The organism is Bifidobacterium sp. M0353 (genome assembly GCF_016100645.1).
Taxonomy (GTDB): domain Bacteria; phylum Actinomycetota; class Actinomycetes; order Actinomycetales; family Bifidobacteriaceae; genus Bombiscardovia; species Bombiscardovia choladohabitans.
The window spans coordinates 548328-560912 of record NZ_JACFSB010000002.1 but is presented as its reverse complement, the minus strand read 5'-3'; the positions used below and the strand labels follow the sequence as shown (position 1 = coordinate 560912).

6 protein-coding genes are annotated in these 12585 nt (G+C 57.3%); 3 read left to right on the top strand and 3 right to left on the bottom strand.

Going from position 1 to position 12585, the window contains the following annotated elements; genetic code table 11:
• Positions 1-94 precede the first annotated feature (94 nt).
• Positions 95-508, bottom strand: coding sequence for a hypothetical protein (locus H3V04_RS07790; RefSeq protein ID WP_198187904.1), 414 nt, complete (start codon positions 506-508; stop codon positions 95-97).
• Positions 509-1257: 749 nt separating this feature from the next.
• Here H3V04_RS07790 and H3V04_RS07785 point away from each other — a divergent pair.
• Together H3V04_RS07785 and H3V04_RS07780 are read left to right on the top strand one after the other, a co-directional pair.
• On the top strand, positions 1258-1785 hold the full coding sequence (locus tag H3V04_RS07785) for a hypothetical protein (protein WP_198187902.1): 528 nt from the start codon (positions 1258-1260) through the stop codon (positions 1783-1785).
• Between the two features lie 320 nt (positions 1786-2105).
• Positions 2106-3113 carry an aldo/keto reductase gene (locus H3V04_RS07780; RefSeq protein WP_198187900.1) on the top strand — a complete coding sequence of 336 codons (1008 nt, stop codon included), beginning with the start codon at positions 2106-2108 and terminating at the stop codon, positions 3111-3113.
• Positions 3114-3557: 444 nt separating this feature from the next.
• Here the strand turns inward: H3V04_RS07780 and H3V04_RS07775 are convergent, their stop codons facing one another.
• Positions 3558-4562, bottom strand: a complete 1005-nt coding sequence (locus tag H3V04_RS07775; RefSeq protein ID WP_198187898.1) for a LacI family DNA-binding transcriptional regulator — start codon at positions 4560-4562, stop codon at positions 3558-3560.
• Between the two features lie 187 nt (positions 4563-4749).
• On the opposite strand from H3V04_RS07775, the gene H3V04_RS07770 reads away from it, so the two are divergent.
• Positions 4750-8475, top strand: coding sequence for a glycosyl hydrolase 115 family protein (locus tag H3V04_RS07770; RefSeq protein WP_198187896.1), 3726 nt, complete (start codon positions 4750-4752; stop codon positions 8473-8475).
• A gap of 51 nt (positions 8476-8526) precedes the next feature.
• Here H3V04_RS07770 and H3V04_RS07765 read toward each other — a convergent pair whose 3' ends face one another.
• The gene (locus H3V04_RS07765) at positions 8527-12432 is read right to left on the bottom strand and encodes an LPXTG cell wall anchor domain-containing protein (protein WP_198187894.1); all 3906 of its coding nucleotides are present in this window, start codon (positions 12430-12432) and stop codon (positions 8527-8529) included.
• Positions 12433-12585 lie beyond the last annotated feature (153 nt).

Genomic DNA, 12585 nt, shown 5'->3' with positions numbered 1-12585 from the left:
AAACCACCCTTGCTCTAAGCAGTCTCCGCTGAAAGCCGAGTACCTACGATACTTAGACACTTATTAAAACTATATTTGATTTACGTTAATGCCATTACAAGAATTCAATAATCATGGACCAGGTGATGATCCTGCGGATTGCGCCGCAAGCTCGGCGATGGTCTCCCGCCTGCCTCGCAGCCTCAAAAGCTGCTGCTACGATGGACTCTTCAAGGCCAGCCGCCTCAGCAATCCACAGCAGCGAGGCAGCGTTCTCCAATTTGTTATAACAATTTTTTGCACTTTTATTCGGCCTTTGCCGGGAATAGGCGCCTAATCCATGGGTTGCATTATCTTCAAACCACTGCACCATATGTTGTTTTTCTGTTCTTGCATGCGTATCCGGCGAATTGTACACCTCGCTAAGGTACCTATCGGAATACGGATAATGTGAGCGCTTGAAACGCAACAAATGCGAAAAAGCAGCACAGCTCATATCGTTTCCACTTGCCACGTGAGCCTTCTTCATTAAAGGTTAGATTCAACTTTTATCTTGATTGTATCAGCGGGAAATAATGGCAGGTGCCGTTGGCAATAGTCTGATGGCATTGCTCAGGTCACATCTATGAGACCGGCAAATGCGTTTGTGCTGACTACCGATTTCTGGCCGAGTGCGCTGGAATCGCCAGCATTTTCATCAGTGTCACCCTCAAACAACTAGGCAGGGGCAGGGGGGGGGGGTACTCTGGACCCCGCTTGCCACGACTCTTGTAGGCATCTGATCGATACAGGCTCCTTTGGCTTACACACTGCATCGCACCTACAAGCGCATTCTGTAAAACGGTATACGCAGTCGCCAATCTGGCATGCTGGACCATTTACATAGATAGAGCTATAAAAATTTTCTTCGCTCTAGCCTCTTTTGATATTGACTGATTGCATGGCTGTTGAGCTGATCTTTAATTTCGAAGCGGCTTTCTTATTAAACTCCTTCTTAATAGATGCACATCTTTACTTAAAGCGCTATTAAGATCGCCTGAGCGTGAGGAATAGGTTTCGAACCCATGGTTCATGGATAATTAACCATAGACGAAAACAACAGTAGTTCATTTCAGCTTAATAATATAAGTATTCAGACACAGTTATTATGCGTTTCCGAGCGATATAGATACGATATAATTGAATTTGCAGAGTTGCACCATCACAACGATTCATAGTGATGTTACAAAAGCACTCGAATGAATTCAGCAAATCATAATGGTAAAAAGGGGCAAAGCAATGCAACTATTCTCCGTCGATGCACACGTAGAAATAAATGTGCCACCCATCAATCAGCCTTATACAAAGCCGTCTCTTGCTATCGATTTCATGACTGAAAACAAAGAGGCCGAAAAGCTAATTACGAACGAATCACCACTTTATGATTCTGGTATGTGTGATGTAGCTTGGCGAATACATGGTCCGGCTAAAAACGAGACATGCTTTGTACTGTTTCCGGGAAAGGACAATACAATTCGTTCCTCTATTCCTAATAATCCCGATACTTCTAAAACCAGCTATTTCATCAGTCAATCTCTTCCCCAATTGAATACAATCGCAGAAAGCAGAGTGCACTTATTCTCTTATTACGTCTGTCCTAAAAATCATCATATCTATTGGTTATACCGTGGAATTTATACCCTAGCGAAGGAATTCAAATCCGCTTTGCCCATTGACCAGAGTACTTCCTCACTTAATGGGACTAAGCTATCCATAAGCGGGAACATTCCCGTATATCTGTCTTTATGGTCAAGCGCGATTGAATGATGCAGCAATTACTGAAACACTATAAAAGTTAAACGATGTACTTCCATTACTCTACTTAACGTGCATTTTGAAAAGCTCGCTTTGACTTTAATGGAAGTACATTAGCATACTTGCACGGTCGCTATCGATAACGCACAAACATTGTAATTTTCAAATTGAACTGGCTCGGAGCACAACAAAGTAGGCTTCAGCGTTCATCAAGCATAGATCATCTTCCGCTCAGTGAACTAAACACTGCATCTATCTCATAAATAGACTTCCACCGACTTGAACTTGCTAGCATGATTGCATCTGCGGCTAGGAAGGCCAAGAGAACTCAAATGCAGTACACACAACTGGGCAAAACAGGCATCAACATATCGAAGATCTGCGTGGGATGCATGAGCTTCGGTAAAACAGGCACCATGCACGACTGGACATTGGATGTGGAAGGGACCGACGCGGTCGTTGCGCACGCACTGGATCTGGGCATCACCTTCTTTGATACAGCAAACGGCTACTCGGACGGGACCAGTGAGGAATATCTGGGAAAGGCGCTTAGAAAGCATACAAGCCGCGACCGTGTGGTCATCGCCTCCAAGGTCTATTTCAATGAGGGGCGACTTTCATCCAAGGCGATCCATAGGGAGATCGATGGGACGCTAAAGCGACTGGGCACCGACTACCTGGACCTCTACATCATCCACCGGTTCGACTATGAAACGCCCATCGAGGAGACCATGGAGGCGCTGAACGATCTGATCCAGGCTGGCAAGGTGCGAGCGCTGGGTGCCTCAGCCATGTACGCCAGCCAGTTTCAGGATATGCAGAAAGTCGCCCAAGACAATGGCTGGACCCCTTTCAGCGCCATGGAGAACCACTACAACCTGCTCTACCGGGAGGACGAGAAGGACCTGATACCCTTCTGCAGAAAGACGAACGTCTCGCTCATGCCCTACAGCCCTCTGGCCGCCGGCCATCTGACACGGCCCACTTGGACCGCTGACACATTGCGCAGCGCCACCGACAAGGTTTCGCGCGGCAAGTACGGCAGGGCCGAAGACAACGACCTGGCCATCATTGACCGCGTGCAAAAAGTGGCAGAGCAGCATGGCGTACCTATGACCCAGGCAGCCATCGCCTGGCAGTGGGCCAAAGGCGTTGCTTCACCGATCATCGGTGCCACAAAGGCCCGGCATCTTGACGATGCGGCGGCTGCCCTGGATTTGGAACTCACACCCGAAGAAATCGCCTCCATGGAGGAGCCCTACCTGCCACATGAGACCGTGGGAGCCTTAGACAGCAATCCGCTCCAGGGCGTGGTATTGCTGGACGCAGAGGAGAATTGATTCCGCCAACCTCCCTCCGCGTCCGGACTTCTGCGGTAGACGCTTCGAGGTCGACTTCCCCAGTCGCGCGGAGATCAGACGCACTGCAGAACAGAAAGCAGTGAGGCCAAGCATGAGGTGGACATCCTATCAAGGGTCCGATCTCGCAGGAAACGCGATCAGCCGGAATCTAAGCCCAATGCGACTCTGAGTGGTGTGAGGTCATGGTATGTCCTTTCTGCACCGAGCGGGATACGAGACACCGAAAGAATCAATTTCGATCACATTGGAAACCAGACTAGACGACCTGCGACCTTAACTTCTTGCGGCAACTTCAGCATTGGCCATTATCGGAAGATAAAAGTTCGTTGAGTAAAAAGTTTCTGTGCATTAAAGGGCTCAAGATTCACTTGTGCCAGTGAAATCGCGATTGTATGACCTTCTGAAATCTGCCGACGAACGGACTTACAGCGGCATTCTGGTAGAGGCGCGCTGGACCAGTGTGCCCTTGACGCATTCGATACCTTGGTGACCTCGGCCGTCCAGCATATCAGCCAGGCAGCTGGCAGCCCTGGTGCCAATGGCCTTCAGATTCAAGTCGACGCTGGTCAGCGGGGGACGCGAGTTGCCGACAATGACCTGCCGATTATCAACCCCGACCACCGATACCCTATCCGGCACGGAAACATGCCGGTCATGCAGAATATCCAGGCACCCCCGGGCTATCTCGTCGTTGCCGCAAGCCACCCCATCGAAGTCGATGCCCTCATCCAGCAAGCCAACCATGGTACGACGTCCGGTCTCCTCGTTCCAGCCTCCATACCGAACCGTGCGCACGGCAACCAACCCCCGACTATCCAGTTCAACCATCTCCCCCTTGAGCCGTCTGACCGAGGACTGGAAGGCCGGATCGCCGGCGATCAACACGATTCTTTTGGCCCCACCCTCGACCAGATGCCGGACCATCAACCGCCCGACATCCTCGTTGTCGGTGACGACCGAGCAGTCATGGGGATCCAGGGACGCCTGGTTGGCATAGACAACCGGCACCGGACAGCTGGTCAGTGCCGGCCGTGGATCGGTACGCCATCCGACCATCAGCAGACCTTTGACGCCATAGGCCAGCAGATTGTCAATATGGTGCTGTTCAAGAGCCGGATCCCTGCCGGCGTTGCAGAGAAAAACAGGAATGGACTCGACCCCGAAGTAGCTTTCCGCGCCGATCAGGATGGGCATGGAGAATTGACCGTCCAGGTCCGAAGTGACCAGGCCCACCGACTTGGGCAGGCTGGGAGGCTGGGACTGTCTCTGACGCTCATTGAGCGAGAAGGAGAGCTCCGCGGCGGCCTTGAACACCTTGGCCCTTGTCGGACCGCTGACCTGTGCACTGTTGCGCAGCGCCTTGGAGGCCGTGGACACCGCAACCCCCGCCTTGGCGGCAACGTCGGCCAGCGTCACTTTCTTGCTCATCGGATCGCCTCCCGGCTCTGCTGGACTCTAAGCGTCTCCAACCATGGTAATGGAATGAAGCGGTCATCAGGCCCTCACAGTCGCATTTTCTCTCATTGAAAATTTTCCTAATCCGGTGTTAGCCTATGGGTGTCCGAACACGGGCGGCAGAGCATCCGCCTGATCAGTGGACAGTGGGAGCGCCACCATGGTCACCTTGTTTCATCCCCAGCCCGGAACCATCCCAGTGACCGCCGTGTCGGGCGCAGTTCTGGCCGATTCAGGGGTCCGGCCTAACTGGCTGCTGAATCATGGTGAGGATTCGGCCGTGCAAATTGCGGCCGGCAACCTGATGCGTGATTTTGCGACCGTGACAGGCCGGGCCCAGAGATCGGCCAATCAGATTGACGAAAGCAGCCCGAACATCCGCTTGGGCACTCTGGGTCATTCCAGCTGGATCGATTCAGCTGTCTGCTCCGACGAGCTTGATTTGACTCCACTCAAGGACCCCCAAGGAGGGTACCGCTGGGAAGGCTTCACCTTGCAGGTCGTCGACGGCGCCCTCAATGTCGTCGGGGCCGACCGGCGCGGAACCATCTACGGAATCTACGCCCTTAGCCGGGCCATCGGCATCTCACCCCTGCACTGGTGGGGAAACGTGCCAGCCCGCCGCCATGAACGGATATGTCTGCCCGACGACCTGCGCGTCTTCGACTGGCCCTCAGTCAAATACCGGGGCTTCTTCATCAACGATGAGGAGGAGCTGGATGACTGGGCCCGCCTGCACACCCCGGACGGAACCATCGGACCGGCGACCTACGAAAAAGTCTTCGATCTGATCCTGCGACTGGGTGGTAACTATCTGTGGCCGGCCATGCACGTCAACGCCTTCAACTCCGACCCGCGCAACGGTAGGCTTGCACAGAGCATGGGGGTGGTCATCGGGAGCAGCCACTGCGACATGCTCCTGCGGAGCAACCAACATGAGTGGGATCCCTGGGTAGCCTCGCAGGGCGCACATGTGGACTATGACTATTCGCTGCCCGGACGCAACCGGGATATGATTCGGCGCTACTGGTCGCAGAGCGTGGACATGAACCGGAACTACGAGGTCACCTGGACCCTGGGCATGCGAGGCATCCACGACACGGGCCTGACCACGCGCGCCATCGACGAGAATCCGAATCTGGATCAGGAGGGTCGTCTGCGAGCGCGAGTCGATCTGCTCGGTCGGATCATTCACGACCAGAGGGACATCCTGCGTCAGCACCTGGACCGACCGCCACAGGAGATCCCACAGCTCTTCATTCCATACAAGGAGGTGCTGCCCCTCTACGATGCGGGCCTGAACCTGCCCGAAGACGTGACCATCATGTGGGTCAACGACAACTACGGGTATATGCGCCGCTTCCCCAATCAGGCCGAACGGGCACGTAGCGGAGGCAATGGGGTTTACTACCACAGCTCCTACTGGGCGCCGCCGAGGACCAGCTACCGCTGCACTTCATCCACTCCCCTGGCTCTGATGAACGACCAGCTGGGCAAGTGCTGGGATCGGGGCATCCGCCGGGTATGGGTGGATAATCTGGGAGCCATCAAGCGCCTGGAGTTGGAGGGATCCTACTTCCTCCATCTGGCCTGGAATGCTGACGAGGATCACCACAGTCTGTCGGCACGGGACTTCGTGGCCGCCTGGTTCGACCAGACCTTCGATGACAATCGCGGCTCTGAGGCTGCCGACCTGTGCATGAGCTACTACCGAATCAACAATCAGACCAAAATCGAACACCTGCACGAGGACTCCTTCACCCAGACAGGCTACGACGACGAAGCCGGCGGCCGCCTGGCAGCATTACGGGAACTGGCTGAGCGCTCGCACAGTCTTGGCAAGAGCATGAAGCCGGAGTTTCGCGAAGCCTACCGATCGTTGGTGGATCTGAAGATCGCCATGGTCTACTATGTAAACGCCCAGTTCTACCATGCGGACCGCAGCCGTCTTGAGGCCTCCCGGGGCGCCTTGCCGGCCGCCGACAGGCAGATGAGGATCTCCCATCTCTTCCAGGGGATGATCCGGGCCTTGCTCCATTGGTACAACAAGGAACTTGCCCAAGGCTGCTGGGACGGCATCCTCACACCCAACAGGTTCCCTCCCCCTACGCTGCCTCAGTACCCGGCTTGCAGACCGGTCAAGGTCCAATCGAACCAAAGACTGATCCTGACGCCACAAGAAGCACAGGAGAGCGTCATGGTCCCTGGCAATAACGATCACGTCAAGCTGGTCTTCGACCCCTATGGCATCACCGACCGTTGGATTGACCTGGACCTTATGGGATGCTCCGCACAGGAAGTGTGCGTCAGTGCCGATCAGGACTGGATCCGTCTGCCAGAGAGGCGGCGGATCGTCAGGGACGAGTGGCGAATCCATGTACAGGTCGAGAACGCTTCAACCCATGCGGGTCGTCAAGGCACGCTGACCATCATCACTCGTCCCTGTAACCCGGAGGCAACCGAAAAAGCCTGGTCGGCCCCAATCAGAGTCGATGTTCTGGTAGGTCAGGATCCGCACCTCGAACGAGGATTCACCGGCTACGTTGAGGCGGATGGCCACATCAGTATGGACCCCTCACGCGGACGCGTCAGCCCCGACCTCACGGAGACCACCGCTTGGCTGGCGACCCAAGACCTGGGCCGTTTCGGTCCGGACCTGATGCAGACCAAGGGCTGGAGCGACCCGGAATCAGGAAGCGGGGCCTGTCTGAGCCTGGACTTCTGGCTGAAGACCCCCGGCCGCTACCGTCTGGTAGTTCACCGGCTGCCCACCCTGAACTCACGTGGCCGAATTCGCCTGCATGTCAGCCTTGATGGCAACTGGGGCGAAATCCTGGAATCGCCCACCACTGACGAATTCCGTGGCAACTGGCAGGAAACCATCGTATACAACGCCGAGCAACTGACCATGATCCTTCCCTATTTGGAGGCAGGACCCCACCGGCTGCAGCTGATAGCCGTGGACGACTCCTTCGGCATCGACAAAATCGTGATCAACACCGGTCGCGAACGGACCAGCCGGTTGGGACCGGCCTTCAGTACCTGGGTGACAGATGGCCGGCCCTCCGAACAGACTGATAACAGTAGTTCTCACGCAACTCACATAGACAGGGCTCAGACCGGCAATCAGATTGCAGACCTTCAGCCAACGCCCACGGCCGAGACTTTGGACCGCCCCCTGCGGAACCTGGCCATCAAGGATTACGGAATCGACCCGGACTGCACTTCGGACGAACCTGTACCCTACTTCGACCAGGACTACTGGCTGCACGGCGGTTTGTATACGCGGCCGAAGCTGGTCTGGCCAGACGAACATCAGCACGAGCAGAAACCCAGCCAGAACAGTGACATCAACAAGACGCCAGAACGCATCTACCTTGAGGCCGCCGACTGCCTGAGACAGGACGGAAACGCCTGGCTGTCACAGGATGGACCACACAATGGCAAACCTCGGAAGGGCTGTTGGGTCCCCACCGATGCCCCCACTCACAGGGGCCGGGGCCTGGCCATGCGGGCCGAGCCAAGGCAACGGCTCTGGCCCGACCCCGGTCAGGCTCCCGGCATGAACATGGCTTTCCAAATTAGCAAGCCAGGCAATTACCGGATCTGGCTCCTGGCCCAGTTCCCCTCCGACCTGGAGGACTCCTGCCATTTGATTCTGGACGGCGACCCGCTGGACCGGACCGACCTCTTCCCCCGAGGGGGAAGACTGATGACCTTTGCCACCGAGCATGTCTGGGGATGGTCGGAAATGACCACCGTCCAACTGACCGACGGTCGGCACGTCCTGACCTTGGAGCCGGAACGGGCCGGCATGCGCATCGCCCGTGTCTACCTGGCCTGCGATGGATCGCGGCCGCCCTTGGATGAGCAGTGGCCCCGTTAGAAAGACCACAGACCGGGGGACACGCATGGGCTGGGTGCCTGAGATCGGCGGTCACTGCCGCCTCCCATGAACCCTAGACACCCGCCTGACCAAGCCAGAGAGAAGCGAGCCGGTCCCGACCGCCGCTGCAACGATGGCCAGCGGAAGAGCCACTGCTGCCCCGGTTTTGGGCAGTGCTTCCCCAAGGGCGTTCCAATCGTCGCTATTGGAACGGACGGCCCGATCCGAGCACAGCAGACGGCCATCGACCATCACGCCCCGGGAATCAGGCTGTAGAGAAGCCTTGTCGGCATCTTCCCTTTCAGGAAGGGACGCCTCAGCTTCTACAGGACAAGGCACAAGAGGACTGCCGATCACCCTGGCCCTGTCGGTGTGCCGACCTGATATGCCCGTCACCGTAGCATGCACGTCCACTGACTGGCCAGGACGGAGCATAAGGGTTGACCAATTATCGGGATAGCGGATCCCGGTCACCCGTCCCCGACCCACGACTGTCTGATCCTCCAAATGCAGCTGGCGGGCAGGAAAGATTGCTCCAGTCCCATCGCTGGGATCGCGAGGAGAATCATTGGTAATCCGGAAGACGATGGGGACATCGTCGTGAGTCCGGAGAGCCTGCTCAGGCTGATCCCGATCCCCTTTGGGCATACCGCCTGCCTGATCAAACTTCTCAATATGCAGGGCCGGTGTCATATCGGGCGTTCTGGTCCAGACCGTGTTGGAGACCAGGGTCTTGTCCTGATAGAACTCAGTGAATCGGTTCTCATGACGCTCCACCTTCTTCAGCCGCCTGCATTGCAGGTAGACCCTCCAACCGACCGGGCGGTCGCCTGAAGCGCTGACCAGGGCCAGATACCGCGATGTAGCCTCCACTTTGATCAGACCTGCAGGGTCTGCGGTCATCGTAAACAAAGGACCGCCATGGATATCTGCGGACATGTCTGAACCAGCCATGATCTGTCCATGATGAATCAGGATGCGCCCATTCCCGTAGAGGTCCTGGGTTGCGTAGACGGCCCAATGGCCGGTGAACCGATCCACCGCTGGGTTCAGCCGATCCTCAATCCGCCAGGTTTTCACCTGCGGATAGGCACGTCCGGCCGGCAGCAGACTGGAGTCCAGACGGTAGAGGAAGAGTCGGTCACGGTAGATACTGCCACCATGAGCGCTTCCTCCACCTACTGCGACTACCACATCCTTGGCGGGATTGAGCGGCTTGACCGGATTGGCGACCACGTTGGTCGCTTTATGCAGGTCGTTGACGATCTGAGTCGCCTGATTGCGAACCACGTGACCGGTTTCCGCACGGATGACCGTGTAGGGCAGAACCAGATTGTAGGTGCGCCCCAGCAGCCCTTGGTCAATAGCAGGCTCTCTAAGGGGATTATGACCTCGGGCAGCAGCATAGGCAGCCAGGTCGGCAGGCTGGGGATCCCCTTTAAGGGTCACACCTGTGGCCGGAACATAGGTATCAACGGTTTTGGCGAAGACCAGGACTGTACCGTTTTTTACCTGAATGTTGAAGGTCTTGGTGTAATCACGGCCATCGGAACCCAGAACCTCGATGCCCTTGGGATCGATATCCAGGTGACGAACGTCGTAGGCATCCGTCATGCCCAACCGCCAGACCGGATAGGCGGTGTCTTTTCGGCGGGCGTCCAGACTGATCCGATAGACACCACGGTCGCCCACAAAAAGCACCTTGCCATCGATGCTGATGCCTGGATCATGCGTGCTGACATCGCTCTTTGAAGGATGGAAGTCAGCCGGCGGATTGCTCACCTGGTTGGAGGGAGTCAGCGAGTTGTTCAGCGTCAGCACCCACTGATTGCCCACACGATGATCCGTCGGGGCCTTGGGGTCAACCCTGCCCTCGAAGCGCAGACGGATTCTGGGGTTGCCCCCGGCCCGCCACCGGCCGATACGGGCGGGGTCGGTAATGGTCACCCGCAGGCTATGGTCCTTGTCCTTCCAATTTGTGACGTATCCGGTCTTGGCGATGACATCTCCGCTCTGCAGGTCAGTCACCTCAAGGGTCTGTTTGTCGGGCAAAAACCAGCGGTCATAGACATCCGTCAGGATGATTGATTCGACAGGATAGGCCAGCTTGTCGGGCAGGCTGGGCTGGGTATCCAGCTGATACTCCAACCGTTGACCAGGGAAGACCACCTTGCCATCAACACTGGCCTGCTGACCGCCCTGGCCGGCCTCCGAGATGACATCCTTGCGCACCGGAGGCAGGTATCCGCAGATGCCTGGCTTGTTGGTCCGTACACTCTGCGTGTTGACCGTTTGGGAGCCCGAATTGGTCAGGGCCTCGCCCTGGTTGCCATGGCCGTCAGGCGCTTTGCAGAAGGTCAGCTCCTGGTCGGGTGTTCCGCCCAGATCCTTGCGAACCTTGGCCGCACCACCGCCGTTGGCAAATCGGACCGTGAAGGGAACCAGCATGGTGACCTGCACAGGGTCCTCCATCCCCTTGAGGCCGTTCAGCCACCCGCTCTTGGCCTGGGCCCGCGCCCGAGTGCCTGTCACGCTGATCTCGAAACGGTCGGTCACATCCCTGCCCTTGGTCACGATGTCTCCGACGCTGCTGCGGCGATAGTGCCCGTCTGCATCCGCCTTGGCCCTGGCCATGAAGACACGAATGGCCCGAGCCCCATCCTGATCAACCAGATAGTCGGCAGCGCTCCAGTCGTCAGTCAGGGCGAAAACCTTAGGGGCCTCAATCAGATGGGCTTCGACAGTGGCGTTGACCACCGACCCCACCCGGTCGCCGTCCAGAAAGACGTGTCTGTCAGCACCGGTCCCGTTAGTCCATTGGGGGTCTATGACACTCTTCCAAGCCCCCGTGGGGGTGTCTCGCAGAATCCAGGATTTGTCCGGCCTCGGTTTCCAGGTGGGTGTACGGCGCTCAGGGGTCGACTGGTCAACCTCACGGGCGCTGCCTTTCCAATGGACTTCCCCCTGGTCCAGGATCACCCCGGTCTCCGGCCGGTCGACAGTCACATCCAATTGCCATGCCCAGCGGTGTTCTTCTGGCAGGGTCCCGCCCTTCCAGGTCGCTGTGGCCCGGTCACCAGGCGGCCTGGTCCCTTCGGCGGTGTTGAAAACGAATTGGTCGGTCAGGTCTTCGCCGCTGGTCTGGTCTCTGACATGCTGACCGCTGATACGGTACTGCTTACCCTGAGGGTTGAAGACATCGGTAAAGGTCAGTTCGCGACCGCCCCGACCGGTTCCAGTGACGATATGGGTGCGATTGGTCATCCCATCCGCGCTGGTGTCCCGATCCACTTGCTTATCGGGTGGATTCGGCGGCAGATCGGCCGGCTTGGGCTCGTAGTCGTTGAGCATGATCACCACCAGGGAGATGCCCTTTTCGTTGCCTGCATACTCGTCAGCGAACTTGTCCAGATTGTCCTTGGACTGATCCCAGAAGGAGTCGCTGGTCCGATAGGTCACCCCACGGTTGCTGAAGGTGCTGTTGGCCACCTGGCTACGCCAGTTATCCATCCAAAGCTTGTGAATAGCCACGGAGATCCCGTCAAAGATACGTTGGGATCCACGGTAGCCGGCAACCACGCCCACGCCGGTCACCCGGCAGTGGCCCTGTCCGGACTGGTCGGCATGGGCCTCGTTAAAACGCGCCTGGCAATTGCCGTTGGCCTCATCCAGAGCCTGTCGCTTGACCCGGGCCGTGGTGGCATTGCCTCCGTCCACCACACCCATCTGGGAGAACGCCCTGTCTACGCTGCCTATCTCATAGCCACCAAAAGCCCCCTGGTCATCATCTTTGTAGGCCCAACCCTGCCAGAGCCGGACCTTTTGGCCGCCGGGGGGCACTGGTCTGCCACCGGCATGACCTGATCCTCCGCCAGCCATGGCCGGGGCCGCCGGACCGGCAAGGGTCGCCAGGGCAGCCAGAGCCGCCAAGAGGCCGATCCATCTATGCTTGTTCATACTCGTCCTCACTCTTCACCCGCCCATGCCTTGAGTATGAGCGACCGACGGGCATATAGGTGCGTGAGCGGGAGACTGTGGTCGAATGTGCCGCGGGACGGTTATGCTGTGTATGAGACATACCTATGCCGTCCAGACCGAAAAGGAGACAGG

Bases quoted from the DNA above. Each gene is read 5' to 3' on its own strand.
- H3V04_RS07790 (WP_198187904.1), bottom strand. From the start codon at position 508: ATGAAGAAGGCTCACGTGGCAAGTGGAAACGATATGAGCTGTGCTGCT.
- H3V04_RS07785 (WP_198187902.1), top strand. From the start codon at position 1,258: ATGCAACTATTCTCCGTCGATGCACACGTAGAAATAAATGTGCCACCC.
- H3V04_RS07780 (WP_198187900.1), top strand. From the start codon at position 2,106: ATGCAGTACACACAACTGGGCAAAACAGGCATCAACATATCGAAGATC.
- H3V04_RS07775 (WP_198187898.1), bottom strand. From the start codon at position 4,562: ATGAGCAAGAAAGTGACGCTGGCCGACGTTGCCGCCAAGGCGGGGGTT.
- H3V04_RS07770 (WP_198187896.1), top strand. From the start codon at position 4,750: ATGGTCACCTTGTTTCATCCCCAGCCCGGAACCATCCCAGTGACCGCC.
- H3V04_RS07765 (WP_198187894.1), bottom strand. From the start codon at position 12,432: ATGAACAAGCATAGATGGATCGGCCTCTTGGCGGCTCTGGCTGCCCTG.